Annotated in this window: 18 protein-coding genes; 7 read left to right on the plus strand and 11 right to left on the minus strand. The window is 65.7% G+C overall.

From position 1 onward, the window contains the following. Positions 1-468: 468 nt before the first annotated feature. Entirely contained in the window at positions 469-1,296 is an 828-nt protein-coding gene (locus R2770_19715) for an SDR family NAD(P)-dependent oxidoreductase (protein ID MEZ5282691.1), read from the minus strand. 117 nt (positions 1,297-1,413) lie between these two features. Between R2770_19715 and R2770_19720 the strand changes: the two genes are divergently transcribed. Together R2770_19720 and R2770_19725 are read left to right on the plus strand one after the other, a co-directional pair. Then, a complete protein-coding gene (locus tag R2770_19720) occupies positions 1,414-1,941 on the plus strand; it encodes a TIGR03086 family metal-binding protein (protein MEZ5282692.1) in 528 nt (175 codons plus the stop codon). A 65-nt stretch (positions 1,942-2,006) separates the two neighbouring features. After that, a complete protein-coding gene (locus R2770_19725) occupies positions 2,007-2,747 on the plus strand; it encodes a thioesterase family protein (GenBank protein ID MEZ5282693.1) in 741 nt (246 codons plus the stop codon). Here the strand turns inward: R2770_19725 and R2770_19730 are convergent. Beyond that, positions 2,744-3,856 (minus strand): hypothetical protein, encoded by a 1,113-nt coding sequence (locus tag R2770_19730; protein ID MEZ5282694.1) that lies wholly within the window; start codon positions 3,854-3,856, stop codon positions 2,744-2,746. The genes R2770_19725 and R2770_19730 overlap by 4 nt on opposite strands. A gap of 121 nt (positions 3,857-3,977) precedes the next feature. Here R2770_19730 and R2770_19735 point away from each other — a divergent pair, with 121 nt between their 5' ends. Continuing rightward, positions 3,978-5,318: a hypothetical protein gene (locus R2770_19735; protein MEZ5282695.1), complete on the plus strand. Its 1,341-nt coding sequence runs from the start codon at positions 3,978-3,980 to the stop codon at positions 5,316-5,318. On the opposite strand, the gene R2770_19740 is transcribed toward R2770_19735, so the two are convergent. Next, positions 5,270-6,313 (minus strand): NAD(P)-dependent alcohol dehydrogenase, encoded by a 1,044-nt coding sequence (locus tag R2770_19740; GenBank protein ID MEZ5282696.1) that lies wholly within the window; start codon positions 6,311-6,313, stop codon positions 5,270-5,272. The genes R2770_19735 and R2770_19740 overlap by 49 nt on opposite strands. Before the next feature lie 140 nt (positions 6,314-6,453). On the opposite strand from R2770_19740, the gene R2770_19745 reads away from it, so the two are divergent. Then, a complete protein-coding gene (locus tag R2770_19745; GenBank protein MEZ5282697.1) occupies positions 6,454-6,861 on the plus strand; it encodes a nitroreductase/quinone reductase family protein in 408 nt (135 codons plus the stop codon). 25 nt (positions 6,862-6,886) lie between these two features. On the opposite strand, the gene R2770_19750 is transcribed toward R2770_19745, so the two are convergent. Genes R2770_19750 through R2770_19760 form a run of 3 tightly spaced genes read right to left on the minus strand, consistent with a single transcriptional unit; the run spans position 6,887 to position 10,174 of the window. Continuing rightward, positions 6,887-7,330 (minus strand): nitroreductase/quinone reductase family protein, encoded by a 444-nt coding sequence (locus tag R2770_19750; GenBank protein ID MEZ5282698.1) that lies wholly within the window; start codon positions 7,328-7,330, stop codon positions 6,887-6,889. Beyond that, complete coding sequence (locus R2770_19755) at positions 7,327-8,550, minus strand: cytochrome P450 (protein ID MEZ5282699.1); 1,224 nt, start codon at positions 8,548-8,550, stop codon at positions 7,327-7,329. Before R2770_19755 ends, R2770_19750 begins: the two co-directional genes overlap by 4 nt. 4 nt (positions 8,551-8,554) lie before the next feature. After that, on the minus strand, positions 8,555-10,174 hold the full coding sequence (locus tag R2770_19760; protein MEZ5282700.1) for an AMP-binding protein: 1,620 nt from the start codon (positions 10,172-10,174) through the stop codon (positions 8,555-8,557). Between R2770_19760 and R2770_19765 the strand changes: the two genes are divergently transcribed. After that, the gene (locus tag R2770_19765) at positions 10,173-11,282 is read left to right on the plus strand and encodes a ResA-like WAxxUGC motif-containing protein (GenBank protein ID MEZ5282701.1); all 1,110 of its coding nucleotides are present in this window, start codon (positions 10,173-10,175) and stop codon (positions 11,280-11,282) included. The two genes, R2770_19760 and R2770_19765, sit on opposite strands and share 2 nt — an antisense overlap. Positions 11,283-11,297: 15 nt before the next feature. Then, complete coding sequence (locus tag R2770_19770) at positions 11,298-12,161, plus strand: hypothetical protein (GenBank protein ID MEZ5282702.1); 864 nt, start codon at positions 11,298-11,300, stop codon at positions 12,159-12,161. On the opposite strand, the gene R2770_19775 is transcribed toward R2770_19770, so the two are convergent. Next, a complete protein-coding gene (locus R2770_19775) occupies positions 12,158-12,511 on the minus strand; it encodes a hypothetical protein (protein MEZ5282703.1) in 354 nt (117 codons plus the stop codon). The two genes, R2770_19770 and R2770_19775, sit on opposite strands and share 4 nt — an antisense overlap. A gap of 26 nt (positions 12,512-12,537) precedes the next feature. Continuing rightward, positions 12,538-14,241: an amidohydrolase family protein gene (locus R2770_19780; GenBank protein MEZ5282704.1), complete on the minus strand. Its 1,704-nt coding sequence runs from the start codon at positions 14,239-14,241 to the stop codon at positions 12,538-12,540. A 136-nt stretch (positions 14,242-14,377) separates the two neighbouring features. Here R2770_19780 and R2770_19785 point away from each other — a divergent pair, with 136 nt between their 5' ends. Next, positions 14,378-14,917: a fasciclin domain-containing protein gene (locus tag R2770_19785; protein ID MEZ5282705.1), complete on the plus strand. Its 540-nt coding sequence runs from the start codon at positions 14,378-14,380 to the stop codon at positions 14,915-14,917. A gap of 43 nt (positions 14,918-14,960) precedes the next feature. On the opposite strand, the gene R2770_19790 is transcribed toward R2770_19785, so the two are convergent. From R2770_19790 to R2770_19800, 3 genes are read right to left on the minus strand one after another with little or no spacing between them, the layout of a single operon-like run. After that, the gene (locus tag R2770_19790; GenBank protein ID MEZ5282706.1) at positions 14,961-15,899 is read right to left on the minus strand and encodes a hypothetical protein; all 939 of its coding nucleotides are present in this window, start codon (positions 15,897-15,899) and stop codon (positions 14,961-14,963) included. Further along, the gene (locus tag R2770_19795) at positions 15,896-16,666 is read right to left on the minus strand and encodes a tyrosine-protein phosphatase (GenBank protein ID MEZ5282707.1); all 771 of its coding nucleotides are present in this window, start codon (positions 16,664-16,666) and stop codon (positions 15,896-15,898) included. The genes R2770_19790 and R2770_19795 overlap by 4 nt, the downstream gene beginning before the upstream one ends. 21 nt (positions 16,667-16,687) lie before the next feature. Then, positions 16,688-17,806, minus strand: a complete 1,119-nt coding sequence (locus R2770_19800; GenBank protein ID MEZ5282708.1) for an ATP-dependent 6-phosphofructokinase — start codon at positions 17,804-17,806, stop codon at positions 16,688-16,690. Positions 17,807-17,813 lie beyond the last annotated feature (7 nt).

Below are 17,813 nucleotides of genomic sequence, written 5' to 3' on the forward strand. Positions count from 1 at the left end.
AGGTTGCGATCCATGGGCGCGCGCTTGGCCCCAGCGGAATTTTCATCGGTATTGCAAGCACCGACCTGGTGAGGTCATATCTGGCTGGGGCGGCCTACGACTCGGTGGTCGACTGGGATGCCGCCGCCCACGCACTGACCGACATCGAATATCTGACACACCCCGGAACTGCCAGGCCGGCGCGACCGGCCGACGAACCGATCTGGGCCGTGATGGCCAGTGGCCGGGGCGGCCAGTCGATCGAGTGGGTCATCCAGCCGGGTCGGTGGTCGGTCGTCATCATGAGCGCGGACGCGTCGTCGGGGGTCGGGGCCGAGGTTGCGGTCGGTGCAATGGTGCACAAGGAACTCAAGACCGCTTTGCGGGTCGCATTCGCACTGGGCGCAGCAGCCGTGTTGGCCGGCGCACTCGTGCTTCAGGCGGTTGTTCGGCGGAAGGTGGCAGGCTCGGGAGCTACCGGCTCATGTGCTACTGGCTCATGTGATAGCCGCCGTTGGGCGACAGTACCTGGCCGGTCACGAACTTGGCCTCGTCGGAGGCCAGGTAGACGGCGGCCCACGCGATGTCGTCGGGTTCGCCGAAGCGGCGCATCGGCGTTGCGGCCTCGATGAAGGGCCGGGCGAAGGTCATGGGTGCTGTCATCGGAGTGTCGATGTACCCGGGGGCGATCGAGTTGACCCTGATGCCTCGCTCGACAACCTCTCGGGCCAACGACCTGGCGAAACCCATGATGCCCGCCTTTGCGGCGCAATAGTGCGGGGCGCCGGCACCGCCGGCAGTGCCCATGATCGAACCCATGCAGATGATCGATCCCGAGCGCTGCGGGGCCATTATCTTGAGCCCCTCGCGGGTGCAGTAGAACGTGCCGTCCAGGTGCACGGCCAACATTCGACGCCACCGTTCGTCCGGCATGTGCATGGTGACGTCTACGAACGACTCGACGGTTTCGCCAGCCTGGATCTCGGCAATCTGCTGCATCCTCAACCGGTCGCGTTCTGCGCGCTCTTCCTCGGGTGCGTCCTGGGCGAATCCGGCGTTGTTCACCAAGATGTCCAGTCGCCCGAATCGCTCGGCGACCTCTTTGAAGCCGGCCTCGACCGCGGCCGAGTCGGCGACGTCGAATCCCACCGCCATCGAGTCGCCACCCAACTCTTCTGCCATCGCCTCGGCGTCGGCTGCTCGAAGGTCGTTGATGACGACCGTCGCTCCTTCTTCGGTGAAGCGGCGTGCGATCTGGGCTCCCAGTCCCGATGCCGCGCCGGTTATCAGCGCCAGCTTGCCCTGCAGTCGATTCACGGGTTCTCCCCCTCGAACGGTCTTGTTTCGGTCTGACTCTTCTAGTTGCTGTGCCGACTGCGGACCAACAGTGTTAGCTTCGGCTCGAACCTACACAGAGAGACGAGGGGGGCAGCCATGAAGGGCCCAGCAGAGATCTGGCAGCAGGCAGCCGACTGCTTCGAACAGAAGCTGGCAGCCGTGGGCGACGACCAGTGGGATGTCGCGACCGGATGTGGAGACTGGACGGTCAAGGACCTCGTCGAGCACACCATCTTCTGGCAGGCCAACGTCGGGCGCATCCTCGGCGCCGACGCTTCGCCCGAGCAAGGGTGGGATTCGGTGAAGGCAGCCATCGCCGGTGCTCTGACCGATCCGTCCGCGTTGGAGGGCACCATCGAGGGCGGCCCGATGAACGGCATGCCCAAGCACCAGGCGATGGGGCTCGCCACCGGCGACGCCTTGCTGCACGCTTGGGATCTGGCCCGTGCCATCGGCGCAGACGACACGCTTCCTGCCGAAGCCGTCGAGTCGGTGCACATGGGCCTGGCCCGCGTGCCCGAGCAGATGCTGCGTTCGCCCAACATGTTCGGACCCGCGGTCGAGGTCGCCGACGACGCCAGCGCCCAGGACAAGCTGGTCGCCTTCGCCGGCCGCCAGCCCTGACCATCTCCGGCGGCGACGACGCCTTTGCGGTTATCCCGCTGGGCGAAGGCCGCTTCCGTGCGACCATCGACGATTCGTGGGTCGCCCTGCAGGGTGTTCACGGCGGCTGCGTGGCCGCCGTGGCCCTGCGCGCGTGCGAGGCCGTCGTCGTTCCGACCGACCCGCAGCAGCCGCCGCGATCGTTGCGGGCGGCCACCGTCGGTTTCGTCAGGGGAACCGAGGTCGGCGATCTGGTGATCGAGGTCGAGTCGGTCCGTGAAGGACGTCTCCTGACCACCAGTCACGTCACCACGATCCAGGGTGGGAAGGTGACCACGGTGTCGCGGTTTCACCACTCGGCACCGTCCACCGGCACCGAGTTCTCCGACGTGGCCCCTGCGTTGTCCCAGCCCAGCGAGGTCGTCGACGTCGCCGACTGGGAACGGCCACGCCACATCACCAAGGTCGACACCCTCATGTCGCCCTCGACCGTGCCCTTCGCCGGAGCCGACCGCGCCCAGTGGCTGGCTTGGAGCCGGCCCGTGGGCACCGGCAGCTTCGACGCGGCGTGGCTGTTGATGTACGGCGACTACTTTCCGCCAGCGGTGTTCGTCCGCTCGAGCGCTCCGTCGCGTGCGGTCACGGTCGAGTACTCGATGCAGATCCACGATGGCGCCGGATCGTGGACACTCGACGACGACGAGCGTCTGTCGGCCAGGGTTCACGCGTTTCATTCTCGGGATGGATATGCCGTCGAGGATGGCTGGATTCACCTGCCAGACGGACGGCTTCTGGCCACCACCAGGCAGACCAGACTGGCGGGCTAGCCGCGCACGCCGATGTGCACGTGATCCAGGTGCACATCGTCGGTGAACGAGCGGCCCCCGTAGCCGTCGAGGGCCCACGGGCTGCCGACCTCGCTGACCAATGGATGGTCGTAGATCCACTCCACGATGTCGTGGATGTCCGACGCCGCCCCGTCGTTGTCGATCACACGGGTTCCGTTCAGCAGGTAGATGTCGACGGCCATGCCGACCGTGTGCTTGCTGATGCGGTCGGTCTCGAACACGTGGTATGGGTGGCCGCTCTTCAGGACCACAGCGGCGAACGGGGTGCGCTGCGACAGGTCAGCCATGATCTTCAACAGATTCGGGGTGATGCGCCCCGCGTAGATGTCCCACACGGCAGAGTCGGCCAGCACGATGTCGGGGTTGTCCAGCACGGCAGCGGCCTCTGCGGACAGATCGTCGGGGCGTTCGACCGGCAGCCCTCCGATGTCGGGCAGGTCGACGAAGGTCCACTGCGCGGCGCGTAAATCGACTCGCAGGTCGACCGTCCTGGTCTGGGTTATGACCGCTTCGGACCCGACTCCCAGATCCTGACGCACGACGATCATGACCGACGCGCGGTTGTTGCGGTGCCCACCGAGCTGGGGGTAGACGATGGTCGATCTCGACCACATGCCCTGGTGGTGCAGGGGCGCTGCTTGTTCCAACAGGCGGGCGGTCAACACCGGGTCCGACGTCACCCGCGAGACGACGTCGTCCAGGGTGTCGGTGGCCTCATAGTTGGTGAGCGTCTCGAGGACGTCCACGGCCACGGCCTTGGCCTCGCGCAGCGACTCGTTTGCGGAGACCTCGTAGGTCACAGGCGGCGGGGGAGTGGGTGCCGCGGCGACCGTGGTTGTGGTCGTGGGCGCGGAGGTTGTTGTCGGCGCAACGACCGTGGTCGGTCTCGGTGCCGGTGCTGTGGTGGGCGGATCGGTCGTTGGTGGCGCAGTGGTGGGCGGAGCTGTGGTGGCGAAGATCCGTTCGCCAGCCCTGTTCTCGGGTTGTGAGGCCGCTGACCATGCGAAGGCGGCGGCCAGCGCCGTGAAGGCGGCCGCCAATGCGCCTATGCGCACTGCTCTCGAACTGATCCACCTCGGGTGCGCCACGCACAGCACCGTAGCGTGGCCGATCGATCACGGAAAGTGGCAGGAGGCTCAGAACTGGGATTTAGTTGCTTTTCTGGTCGTGACAGTTGTTAATCGAACAAACGTTCGATACAGTGCCCTCATGTCATCCGGTGGGGATATCCACGAACTGATCTCGCTGCGACTGGTCCCAGAGGCCCGGCTCGCCGAACTCGACCTCGTCGAGGTCAGGCGGTGCCTGTCCGACGCTCGGCGGGCCGCATCCAGGGTTGCGGGCTACGTGGCACGCCTCAACCGTGCCATCGAGGTACTCGAAGGACACTCTGGTTCGTCGGGGCCTGGGTCCTCGTCCGGCGCAGAGCCAGAGCCAGAGCCAGAGCCAGAGCCCGGGCCCGAGCCAGAGCCAGAGCTGCAGAGCGAGCCGTCGCCCGCTCCCAGACCGTCTGGTCGACAGGAGGCGGTCGAGCGGCGCCGTGCCGAACTCTTGTCGCGCTATCCCTTCGTCGATGCAGCACTGTCGGCCGGACTCATCAACCCCGAGCAGGCCGATCTGCTCATCGGGGCCGATCTGTCGATACAGGTGGTGGCCGGCCTCCTCAAAGAGGCCATCGAGTGTGCCGACACCGACCACACGGCGCTGCTGGTGCGCAAAGCGGTCGCCGAGAACGACCAGAGGTCCGCTGCAGAGCGGTTGGAGAGTCAGAAGGCGGCCCGCGCCTTCAGCTGGGGCATCGACGACGACGGGTGCTATTGGTTCTGGCTACGCACCGACCCACTGACCGGCAGTCGAATCGTCGAGCGATTCGAAAGAGCAGATCGTTCCGAATGGCATGGCGGTGACAAGGGGACTGCTCGCCGCAGGGCGCCCAACGCATCCAGACGATCTGCGGCTCAGCGTCGAGCCGACGCCTTTCTGCGACTTCTGACGGGTACAGGCGGCTCTGGGGGTGGGGCACACCTGGTCATCGATGCATCGACACTTCTCGACCTTGCAGATCCCAAGGCCGCCGCTCGCACCTTGTTTGGCGATCAGGTGCCAGCTGCCGAGTGGATCAATCTCCTCGACCGTCGGGCCGAGCTGTTTGCCTGGGTCATCTCGGCCGACGGCCATCAGTTGAACCTCGGGCGATCGGGGCGCCACGCCGACGAGGTGCAGCGCATTGCTCTGGCCATCCGCGACGGCAAATGCGTCTGGAAGGGCTGCGACCGTCACCCTGCTGCGTGCGACGCTCATCACCTCCGCGAGTGGGAGAGGTTCGGCCCAACCGACCTGGCGAATCTGGCCCTGTTGTGCCCACTCCACCACCACAAGCTGCACAAGATGGGCTGCTATCTCCAGGTCGGGCAGGCCGAGGGTGAGTGGATGGTCATCCAGCATCACACCCGACGCGAGATCGATCGCTGGCTCAACCCGAAGCGCTCAGGGTCCGGCGGTCAGGGCTCGACGATCACCTTTCCGGCTGCATGTCCCTCGCTGAGATGATCGAGCGCATCTTCGATCTCGGTCAGCGGATATACCGAGTCGATGGGCATGTGCAGCCGGCCCGAGGCCATCATCTCGGCCAACAGCGCGATATCTGCTCCGTTCTCGGAGGCCACAAACATCTTGGCCTTCTTGCCCGAGATGGTGAAGCGACCCAATGTTGCGATCATGCGGCCCACGGGCCCCCACACCCTGTTTCGTTTGGGGCCTCCCACCAAGAGGTAGGTGCCGCCGCTGGCGACCAGCCGCTTGCAGGCCCCGATTGGCTTGTTTCCCTGGTTGTCGAAGAACACGTCGTAGGTGCGGGAGGTGTCGACGAAGTCGGTGGTCGTGTAGTCGATGGCGACGTCGGCCCCCAATCGGGTGACCATCTCGATGTTCCGTCCACTGCACACCGCTGTCACGTGAGCTCCCAGATCCTTGGCGATCTGTATCGCCGCGGTGCCTACGCCGCCCGACGCCCCGTTTATCAGCACCGATTGTCCCGCTTGCAACTTGGCCTTGTCTCTCAGGCCCTGCAGCGCCGTCACCCCGGCGACGCCAACGGAGGCGGCTTGGTGCCAGTCGACATCGGCTGGCTTGGGTGTGATGCGGCCGACGTCTGCTATTGCGTATTGAGCGCAGGTTCCTTGCGCTACCCCCATCACCTCGTCGCCGGGTCGCAGCTTGCCGTCGGTGTCGCCGGTGGCCAAGACTTCGCCAGCGAAGTCCACACCGATTCGGCCGTCCTTCGGAGCTCTCAACCCGGCCTGGGGACGTACCAGCCAGGGAGTTCCGGTCATGAGGTGAACGTCGAGGGGGTTCAAGGCAGCTGCCGCCACGCGGACCAACACGTCGCCGGGCCCGAGGTCAGGAAGGTCTCGGTCCACAACCTCCACGACGTGGGGCAGGCCGTATCGCCTGAACGTCGCAGCCTTCGTCGTCTCGGGGATCTGGTTGGGGGTGCGGTTCTCGGGGATCATCGTCGCTTCGTCTGTCGCTTGTGCCCTAGGCATCGTAGGCCGGTACGTACGCTTCGACGGATCCTGACCCTGCCGGCCAGGGCGCCGCCCTCGTGCGCAGTTGGTTGCTCGACGGGCCCGATCGTGAGAACCTGCGTGCGGTCGGCGCCGACGGTGCCCAACAGGGGAGACAAATGAACGACTGGAACCGCCAGGTCATTGACGAGTTTCGAGCGAATCAGGGCAAGGTCGCTCAGTTCGGCGACGCTCCCTTGGTGATACTTCACACCATCGGAGCCAAGAGCGGCCAGCTGCGCGAGATCCCGCTGGTGGCGCTGGATGAGGACGGTGTGCTCACCGTGTTCGCGTCCAAGGCCGGAGCGCCCGATAATCCCGACTGGTACTACAACCTCAAGTCCACTCCAGAGATCACCGTCGAGTACGGAACCGATCGGTTCTCGGCTCGGCTCGACGAACTGGACCCCGCCGAGGCATCAGCGCGGATCGGCCGTCAGGCGCAGATCATGCCCCAGTTCGGCGAGTACGTGACCAAGGCTGCACCCAGGATCATCCCAGCGTTTGAGATAGTGCGTCTCGGCTAGAGCGCACCAGAGGGCATAGTGCGTCTCAGGCTTCGGCTATGACGACTGGGATGTCGCGGTCGGTCTTGGTCTGGTAGCCCGCATAACCCTTGTAGGCCGCGACGATCTGGGGCCATAGGTCGGCCTTCTCGTCGGGCGTTGCGGTGCGTGCCACCATCGCCAATGGTGCGCCTCCGTTTGCGGGCTCGATGGTGATTTCGGGGTTGGCCACCATGTTGCGATACCAGTCGGGGTCGCGGTCGTCGCCGCCCTTGGAGGCGACGAACACATAGCCGTCGCCGACCTGTAGCGGGCTGGTGAGCATCACCGAGCGAGGCTTACCGCTGGTGCGGCCGGTGGTGGTGACCTTGAACACCTGCATGTCGCCCAGTCGTGCACCGATGCGACCACCAGAGACACACAGCAGTGTGCGGTGAACCATGTTCATGGTCTTCAGCTGGGTGTCCTTGACGACGTCGGTGATGGTCATGCAGTCACCAACCTCAGCGGCAGCCGCTTTATGCCGTTGATGAAGCTCGACCACACGTGTTCGGGCTCGCCGGTGAGTTCGATCCGTTGCACTCGTGGCGCCAGGGCCAGCAACAGGGATCGCACCTGAAGGCGGGCCAGGTGGGCGCCCAGGCAGAAGTGGGCGCCGTGTCCGAAGGCCAGGTGGGGGTTGGGCGAGCGGGTGATGTCGAAGTTGAACGGATCGTCGAACACCGTTTCGTCACGGTTGGCCGAGAGGTACATCAGCGACACCTTCTTGCCGGGCTGAAGGGTGGTGCCATGCAACTCGACGGGGTTCTTGACCGTCCGCGACATGTAGTTGACGGGCGAAGCCCAACGGATGACCTCCTCGACCGTGGTGTCGATGAGGCCCGCTGGGTCGGAGCGGAACCTGGTCCACTGGTCTGGGTGTTCGGCGAACGCCTTCATTCCCCACGACATCGCGTTGCGAGTGGTTTCGTTGCCGGCCACGAACAGCAGAACCACATAGGTGACGTATTCGTCGGGTGTCAGCTCTCCGCGGGCTAGCGCCTGCACCAGCAGGCCCGATACGTCGTCTGAGGCGGAGGCGTCGCGTGCGGCCTTGAGCATCATTGCGTATTCGGTCATCTCGCCGAAGGCTTCCATTCGGGCTTCGGGGGTCGGCGAATAGTCGGGGTCGATGTTGGAGATGGTGGCGTTGCTCCAACGCAGGATGCGGTCCTGGTCTTCCACCGGTGCACCCATCAAGGCGACGATGGCCTTCATCGGAACCTCGACGGCGACTCGTTCTACGAAATCGAACGACTGCTCGTCGGCAACGGCCTGCACCGCATCGGAGGCGAGGTTCGCATAGGTGTCGCCCAGTTGGCGGACCACCCTGGGTGTGAACTCGCGGCTCATCACCGACCTCAGGTCGGTGTGTTTGGGTCGGTCGCTGTTCAGCAGGTGCCTGGTGTCGTCGTCGGAGTGGTCGTTTCGCAGGTTGTGGCCTTCGCCATTGCCGAAGTTCTCGAGGTCGACGCTGACCGCCTTGACGTCGGTATGGCGGGTCAGGACATACGACTCGCCGATCCAGATCGGGTCGTCGATCGTCTGGTGGTGCAGCGGTCGGTTGGCGCGCAGCCACGCCAACGCGTCGTGCGGTGGCCCATCGATGTAGGCGATGTTGGACAACACATCGATCTGCCCAGTGGTGGTGTCGAAGTTGGTTGTTGCCATCGGACTAGAGCTCGCTGTCTTCGTAGGCGCCCTCTTGCCACGCTGTGCGCAGGGCGAACTTCTGGATCTTGCCCGAGCCGGTCAGCGGGAACTGAGACATCGAGTACCAGCGGCTGGGTGTCTTCTGGGGTGACAGGCTGGCGCGCATGTGGTCGCGCAGTTCGGCCACCGACGGCGGGGTTGCGGCGTCGGCGGGTCGAATGAACGCCGCGACGATCTCGCCCCACTTGTCGTCTGGCAGGCCCACCACCGCGGCCTCTGCGACGCCGGGATGCTTGACCAAGACCTCCTCGATCTCGGCGGGGAACAGGTTCTCGCCGCCGCGGATGATCATGTCCTTCAGGCGTCCGACTATGCGGCAATAGCCGCGTTCGTCCATGGTGGCCAGGTCGCCGGTGCGCACCCAGCCGTCGGCCAGCAGTGTCTCGGCGGTCTCGGCCGGCTTGTCGAAGTACTCGAGCATCGTGAAATAGCCGCGTGCCCACAGCTCGCCCTGTTGCCCCAGGGGCACGGTTTCGAGCGTGTCGGGGTCGACGATCTTCAGCTCGGTGTGGGGTATCGGCGGGCCCACCGTGAGGCCCTTGTCCTCGGGTGTGTCCGACGGTTTGGTGTTGGTGAGCACCGGCGAGCATTCGGTCTGGCCATAGACGATGGTGAAATCGACCCCCAAGGTCGACTCGATCTTGCGAACCAACGCCTCGGGCACCTGTGCGCCTCCCGACACCACCGCCTTCCACGACGAAAGGTCACGGGTAGCAAACTGGGGGTGTTCCATGGCGGCGATGAGCATGGTGGGCACTGCCCCGGCCATCTCGATCTGCTCGGTCTCGATCAGCTCGAGGAACAGCCCCGGCTCGAACATGGGCATCAGCACCAACTTGGCGCGGCGATCGAGCGCTCCCAGCACCCCCATCACGCAGCCGCCGGTGTGGAACAGCGGCATCGGTGACAGCCACGACGCCCCGTCGGGCACCTCGACCCGATCGGCCCACAGCATGGCGTTGTCGACCACGTTGCGGTGGCGCAGCACCACGCCCTTGGGGAAGCCGGTGGTGCCGCTGGTGTATTGCACCTGCACCGGCTGTTCGCTGGACACCTCGGGCAGTTCGTCGCGAATGGTGACCGCGTCCATCATCTCGGCCAGCTGGTCGAGGCGCAGGATGGTTCTCAACTCGGGCAGGTCAGGCTGCAGCGCCTGGGCGTGGGCGGCTACCGGGTTGCCTCTGACGTCGGGAACCACCAGAACACCAGACGAGCGTGACTGACCGAGTACATAGGCGGCCTCGGACGGTTGCAGGCTGGGATTCAGAGTCACCAGTGTCAGCCCGGCCAGGGCGGCGCCGTATTCGACGATTACCCACTCGGGCAGGTTGTGGGCCCATATCCCGACGCGTTCGCCCGGTTGGAAGTGGTCGAGCAGCACGTTGGCGCAGCGCTCGGCGTCGGCCAGCAGTTGGGCGTAGGTCCACCGGCGCCCCCCGCCCGAAATGCCTTCGACGAGTGCCTCCCTGTCGGGAACCTCGGCTGCCACGTCTCGAAGGCGCTGGCCGATGGTCATGTCGGGCCGTAGCGCCGGGCCAGAGCCGTCGGGCACGAAATGTGATGTCTGTAGCGGTGTCCCCATGGCGCCCAGTCTTGCACCAGCTACGGTTGCCGTCGTGATCTTCCAGTCATCGACCGTCGACCAGGCCGAGTTCGCTGCTGTTACCGGATGGGTGCCCAAGCCCGAGGGTCTGTGCAAGGACGTGCGCTGTGTGCCCGCTGCCGATGCCGTTGGCGCCGACGGGCGCATCGACGTGCGAGTGGCCGCCCAGCGGCTGGCCATGGCGGTGGTAGAGGACGAACAGCACGGCCTCGTTGCCCTGGGCCCAGAAAGCGGCAGCGCCCTGGCCTCGGCCGTGGCCCCAGAGCTGACGCTGCCAGACGCACACGGCAACCCGTTCTCGTTGTCGGCCCTGCACGGGCGCAAGGTGCTGCTGGTGGCGTGGGCCAGTTGGTGAGGCTGCAGAACCAGCCTGCCCGGGTGGCAGGCATTGCACAGCCAGTTCGAGGCCGACGGGCTCACCGTGGTGACCGTGGCCCTCGACCTCGACCCGGCCCAGGCGCGCCCTTGGATCGAGGCCGCAACGCCGACGCATCCTTCGCTGATCGACAGCCAGCACCGGATCGACGAGTTGTTCGGCATCGTCAATGTGCCGATGGCGGTGTGGATCGACGAGTCGGGAACCATCGTGCGGCCCGCCGAGGTCGCCTCCATCGAGCCCTCGCCGCTGCGAGGCATGGAGGTGTCAGACGAGCTGCCCGAGCGTATGCGGGTGGCTTTGACCGAGATCAAGAAGTTCCCGGACGAGGCCGTGGCCTACCGCGCCGCTATCGGCGACTGGGTTGTCAACGGTGACGAAAGCCGCTTTGTGATGGCCCCCCACGAGGTGGTCGAAGCATCGGGTGCACGGCCGGTCGAGCACAGTGCGGCCGCGGCTCACTTCGCTCTGGGGTGCCACCTCGAAGAAACGGTCGGGCACGACGCAGCCGTCGAACATTGGAAGGCCGCTCATCGTCTGCATCCACAGAACTGGACCTACAAGCGGCAGGCCTGGACCCTCGAAACCACGGCCGCGGGCGAGCCCTCAGATCTCAGCCAAGAAGCCTTCGACACCTACGGCACGAGTTGGCTCGACGATGTGTTGGCGCTGGGAGGCGGCGACAGCTATTACCGTCCGCCATCCCTCTGACCGGAGCCGATCGAGGTGACCGCTGAGCCGGTGCCCCAGCACATAGTCGACGAGTATCGAGTTGCGCTCGAGGCCGACCTGAAGGGTCGACGCCGCCGCGTGTTGGCGTTCAACGCTGCGTTGGTGGTTGTTGCCGTGGTCTTGGGTGCGCTGCGCGGCCAGGCCGACTGGATCAGCCCGGTGTTCTTCCTGACCGTGGTGGCGGCGGTGTTGTCGGCCATCATCAGCGCGTTCGTCGTGGGGCTCGACCGGTCGAGCAACCGTGCGTTCTACGGCACCTTGTTGCCCTCGCTGTTCGCCAGGTCGGTGCCCGACGCCCGCTACGACCCGAAGCCGTCGGTGGCCCCGGTGATCGAGGCCGGGCTGTATCCGCGGTTGGCCACCACCCTGGTGCCTTGGCGGTTGTCGTTGGACATCGAGGGTTGCTCGGTCGACATGTACGGCGTCTACGTGTTCGACAACAAGCGTCGCAACGGCGGGGGATCGAACCTGTTCGACGGGGTGCACCTGATCGTGCACCGCGAAACCACCGAAGGTGCGGCGGTGCAGCAACTGCGCACATGGGGCAAACCCAGCCTGCGCGGGGTGTCGATGCGAGAACTCGGCGGCGACTCCGAGGTCAAGGCGTTCGTGTCAAAGGCTGGCCCCGACCGCGTCGATGCGGCATTGCTGGACATTTTCAACGCGGTGCGTGCCGAGCGGCCCGGGCAGTCTGTGTTGCTGTGTGCAGCGCACGACACGCTGCATCTTGCCGTCGGACAGGGCGCCAACGTGCGGTCGCTGCCCCAAGGTGACGTCTCGGCAGAGTCTGTCGGCCGGGTAGCCCGGCAACTGGCCGATCACGTCGAACTGGCGACCGCCCTGTGTAGGCGGCTCTAGAACATCAGCCAGCGAAACAGCAAGGCGATGGCCAGGAAGAAGACGAACACCGCCACCCCGGCCGCGCGGCCGTAGTTGCGGTAGAGCCACACGGTGAACGACCAGTCGTTCTGGTAGTCGGGGTCGTGCATACGCTTGAGGTGTCCGGTGAGGTAGATGACCGGACAGCCCAGCAGCGCAACCTGCAGAACCACCAGCACCGTGACCAGGGTGATGTAGATCTCGCCAGGGAACCAGCCCGCACCCAGGACCACGAACACGATCACGATGGGCATGTGGATCAGGTCGATGACGTGACCGAGCCACCACCAGAACTTGGTGTCTATGCGCCTGCGGGCCGCTGCGGTCATGCGGCAAGCCTAGGCCGAGGGCTGGGTCACCCAGTGTGGACACCCGAGCGCAAGACCGCGCCGGGGCGAGCGTCGGTGAACTCGCCATGTGACACGATCTCGACACCGTTGCACATGACCAGGTCGATGCCGTTGGCCTCGGCATAGAGGCGGGCCGCTCCGGCCGGCAGGTCGGCTCTCATCTCCATCGGGTTGGACGAGATGGTGTGCTCGTCGAACACGACCAGGTCGGCGTATGCGCCCTCGACCAGGCGGCCGCGGTCTTTCAGTCCATACAGGTCGGCGGGCACAGCGGTCAGCAGATTGATGGCTTCCTCGAGAGGCATCAGCTGACGCTTGACCACCGCCTCGCCCAGCATCTTGGTGGCATAGTCGGCGCTGAAGAACATGTCGAGATGGGCTCCGGCGTCGGACGCCCCGATGACCGCCCGCTTGTCGCGCCACACCTCGACCCTGGCCTTCCAGTTCTCGTCGGGTTCGTCCTCGGATGGGTGGCCGAACGAGGTCTCGAGCCTGTCGGCCAGGGCGATGTCGCAGATGGTGTCCCAGGGCGACTTGCCCAGTTCGGTTGCGATCTCACCGATGTTGCGCCCCAGGTACTGCTGGTTCTCGGGCGCCACCGTGTGGAAGATCGTCATCTGCTCCCAGTGCGTGAAGCGGCGCATGAGGTGCTTGGAGTCGGCCAGGTCGGCCAGCCGCTGGCGCTCGGCCGGGTCGGCGAACAGCGCCATCTTGTCCTCGATGGGCAGCAGCATCACCTCTTCCCAGCCCGGTATTGCGTCGAGCAGGAAGCCGCTGGCGAAGCTGACCCGAAAGTCCAGCGACATCGGGGCGGTCAGGCCGACCACCCGGTGACCACGGCTGGCGGCCGCATCGCACGCCCCCAGCTTGGCAAAGGCGTCGTCGAGGTTCTTGGCCGACACCGCCAGGACATTCCAGTTCAACGGTGCATCGGCGGCCTGGGCCATGTCTGCCATCAGCTCGGCATCTTCGTCGGTGAACGGCCCGACTCTGGGGATGAACTCCAGCGTTGTTCCCGGATAGTCGGCCAGGACACCACACAGCGCCAGCAGCTCGTCGCGGGTGGCGTAGCGGCTGGGCACCATGTTGCGGTCGGCGTCGTTGTGGGTGTTCGACCACGACGACGAGAATCCGATCGCTCCGGCTTCGACGCCTGCGCGCAACAGGTCGCACATCGCAGCGATCTCGTCCGCGGTGGCCTCGCGCCTGGTGCAGTCGGCGCCCATGACGACGCGGCGCAGCGCCGAGTGGCCGACCTTGAAGCCTGCGTTGATCGACAGCTTGTTCTCGAGCATCGCGAGGTAGTCCTCGGTGCTCTTCCAGTTCCAAGGCACGCCCTCTTCCAGCGACCGCAGCGGCATGCCCTCGACCCGGCTCAGCATTCTCATCAGGTATGCGCCGTCTTCTGGGTCGTCGCTGAGCGGCATGACGCTGAACCCGCAGTTGCCGCCGATGACGCTGGTGACACCGTGAAGAGGCGAAGGCGACAGGGTGGTGTCCCAGAACACCTGGGCATCGACATGGGTGTGAACGTCTATGAAACCGGGAGCCACGATGCGCCCCGATGCGTCGATGGTGCGGGCGGCTCGAGCGTCGCCGAGATCACCTATGGCCGCGATGCGCCCGCCTGTGATTCCCACGTCGGCTCGGCGCCTGGTCGCTCCGGTGCCGTCGATGATGGTTCCCCCGGTGATGATCGCGTCGTACATTCCGTCCCCCTGGCTGCGTTCCTCAATTGTGGTGCGTGGCGTCGCCGCGACGAAATCGCGACTCGGTGCATCCAAACGCGGCCCTGAGTGCGAAGAGATGTTGAAACACCCTCTCCCGCAAAGGACGTGTACCCCAATGAAGCGACTTCCACTTCGTATTGCAGCTGCCGTGTTCGCACTGGGCATCTTCGCCGCCGCCTGTGGCGATGACGCCGACGATTCGGCGCCGGCCACCACCGAGGCCGCTGCCACCGGCGACATCGTCGAGGTGGCTGTCGGCACCGGCGACTTCCCGACCCTGGTCGCCGCGGTCGAGGCCGCCGGCCTGGTCGAGACGCTGCAGGGCGACGGACCCTTCACCGTGTTCGCTCCCACCGAGGAAGCCTTTTCCGCTGCGCTCGACGCGCTGGGCATCACAGCAGAGGAGCTGCTGGCAGACACCGACACCCTCACCGCGATCCTCACTTACCACGTGGTGCCGGGTGAAGTGATGGCCGCCGACGTCGTTGGCCTCGACGGTGAGTCGGTCGCAACGGTCAACGGTGCCAACATCGTGGTCACCGTCGATGGCGACACGGTGATGATCAACGACGCAACGGTGGTTGCCACCGACGTGGCTGCCTCCAACGGTGTGATCCACGTGATCGACACCGTGCTGCTGCCTCCCGCAGGTTGAACCAGATAACCCCGACCACATCTGTCGTGTGTGACTGTGTGTGTCAGTAAGGGGTGGCGGCGCCGTAGGTATCTCGGATCGTTTGGGCCCAGAGGCAATTGCCTTCGAGGTCCGACGGTGGGTCGACCGAGATACCGCGGCGCCGCAGATCGTTTTGGAACAGCTCGACGATCTTGGTGGGGGTCAGGTTGTCCGAGCCTTCCGTGAACGCCGTGGCCTGGTCGTGGTCGGCGAAGCAGTAGGCCTTCCACAGAACCGATACACGCACTGCGCCGCGTTCGAACGACGCAATCGTCTGGCCCCCGTCTTCCACGAGCCACCGGTTGTCGTCGAGGCGCAGCTCGCTGCCGTAGGGCACGCTGTTGTCGGCTACGAACCGGTCGGGTGTGCCGACCTGGCAGACCCGGTGGTAGGTGTATTCGTTGTCGGCCATGATCGCCTGGTTCGAGCCCAGCTCGCCGTGGCGCACCGACGGCTGGTCTGGGCCGTCGGGCCAGAACTCGAACTCGCCGCCGGGCCCGTCGTAGAACCACGTGATAGCCGACGCCACGGGTATGGCCCACCGCTGAAACAGGCCCGAATAACCCATCGGCGCCAGCATCCAGCTGGGTACCTCACGCTTGTGCGCCCCACGAAAGAACGGCAGGTCGAGGTGGGGCGGCGAGTCGGGGCCGGGCAGGTTGAGGTTGGTCATCATCGCCAGCGGCGACACCACCGATGCACCGAACAGATCTTTGGCGGCCTCGATGTAGTTGGGGTTGTTGAACGCGGCCTCGGCACCCGGGAACACGACCTTGCCACCCAGGGCCCAGAAGTTGCGGAACCAGGGCGCAACCGGCAGGTGCGCCGGGTCTCGGTGAACGGCACCCAGGGTCCGGTAGGGCGAGCCGGCGTCGATCAACCGGGTCAACAGCTCGGGGTCGGTGAAAGCCTGGTCCAGCACCAGAGGCTCGACCAGTGCCTGGGCGGGCCTGGCGATCATCGCCCACCGTCGATCAGAGCGGCGCGGATCTCGGCGATCATCTCGCCGGGCAGTCCTGCGCTGTCGACCAGGTAGCCCACGGCAGAACCATGGACTTCGTCGATCCAGTCGATGGCCATCTCCATCGCCAGCTGAGGTGCCGACAAGGCCGGCCGGAACACCTCGACGTCCAGGCCGTGTTCGGCGAACATCGGCCGCAGCGCCTCGATGCGGCGTTCGGCCCGGTAGACGTTGGACAGGGTGAAGTCGGTGAGGATGTCTTGGCGGCTGACCCCCAGGGTGCCCAGAACCAGCATGGCGAACAGCCCGGTTCGGTCCTTGCCAGCCGTGCAATGGAACAGCGAGGGCGCCTGTCGCACGGCCAATGTGATGGCCCGGCCATAGTCGGCCGCGTGGGCTTGCAGGATCTGGATGTAGTCGTTGCCCACATCGGCGTCGGTGATGCCATCCAGATCACCTGCCAGGGCTCGCTCGATGAACGTGCGCTGGTCGGCCAGATCTCCGGCCAAGGCGATGTTCGCGTGGGTGGTCACCCCGGGCCACAGCCGCGAAACGTCGGCGGCGACCTCGCCGGCATGGCGCAGATCGATGACCGTGCCGACCCCCAGGCGGTCGAGCGTCTCCAGGTCGGCCGGGGTCAGTTCGGAGAGTCGATCGCACCGGTACAGCCGGCCCCAGCTCACCGTGCCACCGTCGGCCTTCCAGCCGCCGAGGTCGCGCAAGTTCAGGGCGCCTTCGAGTGGGATGAGAGATCCGGGTTCACGCACCCGGCCATTGTCGCGCGAGTCTCAGTCGCCCAGCCCGATTCCGAGGTCGCGGGCCGACTCGATCCAGGGATGGTCGAGCGGCACCACTGCCCTGCGACCGGCGACGTCCTCCAGCGGCACGGGCACCGACTGTCCATCGACCATCGCCACCATGACCCCCGTGGTGCCCTGCGCCGCCAGCTTGGCAGCCGCGGTTCCGAGCTGGGTGGCCAGCAGCCGGTCTTGTGCCGACGGGGTTCCGCCGCGCTGAACGTGGCCCAGAATCGTGACCCTCGCCTCCAGGCCCGTCATCTCCTCGAGGCGCCTCGAGAACCGGGCGGTGGCGTCTGCTTGGGCCGCCTCCAGTTCCTTCAGCGCGGTCTTGGCGGCTTTTCGTTCGGCACCTGTCGAACTGTCGACCAGCGCCTGCGCTGTGCTCAAACGGGCATGATCTTCGAGCGACCTGGCACCTTCGCTGACCGCCACGATGCTGAAGGTGCTGCCGCGAGCACGCCGTTGTGTGATGGTGTCGGCGATGGCGTTCATGTCGTACGGGATCTCGGGGATCAGGATCACATCTGCACCACCGGCTAGTCCCGCCCCCAGGGCCAACCATCCGGCGTTGTGGCCCATCAACTCGACCACGATGATCCGGTGGTGGCTGTGAGCGGTGCTGTGCAGCCGGTCGATCGCCTCGGTGGCGATACCGAGCGCCGTGTCGAAGCCGAACGTCGCGTCGGTGCCCCACACGTCCTTGTCGATGGTCTTGGGCAAGGTGATGACCGGGGCTCCGTGCTGGTGCAGGTGCAGGGCGTTCTTCTGGGTGCCGCCACCGCCGAGGCAGATCAGAGCGTCGAGACGGTGGGCCTCGATGTTCTCGATGATGGCGTCGGTCATGTCCAGCCTGGTGCCGCCCACCATCATCTTGTGTGGTTTCTCGCGGCTGGTTCCCAGGATGGTGCCGCCCTGGGTCAAGATGCCCGAGAGCATGCTGCGGTCGAGGGCCAGATGGCGGTTCTGCATCAGCCCCTTGAAGCCGTCGCGAAAGCCGATGACCGTCATGCCGTGGGTTCCCATCGCGGCCTTGCCGATGCCTCGGATTGCAGCGTTGAGACCTGGGGTGTCGCCACCGGAGGTCAAGATGCCAATGTGCTGTGACATGGTCGGC

The sequence above is a fragment of the Acidimicrobiales bacterium genome (assembly GCA_041394185.1).
Classification (GTDB): domain Bacteria; phylum Actinomycetota; class Acidimicrobiia; order Acidimicrobiales; family Poriferisodalaceae; genus JAAETH01.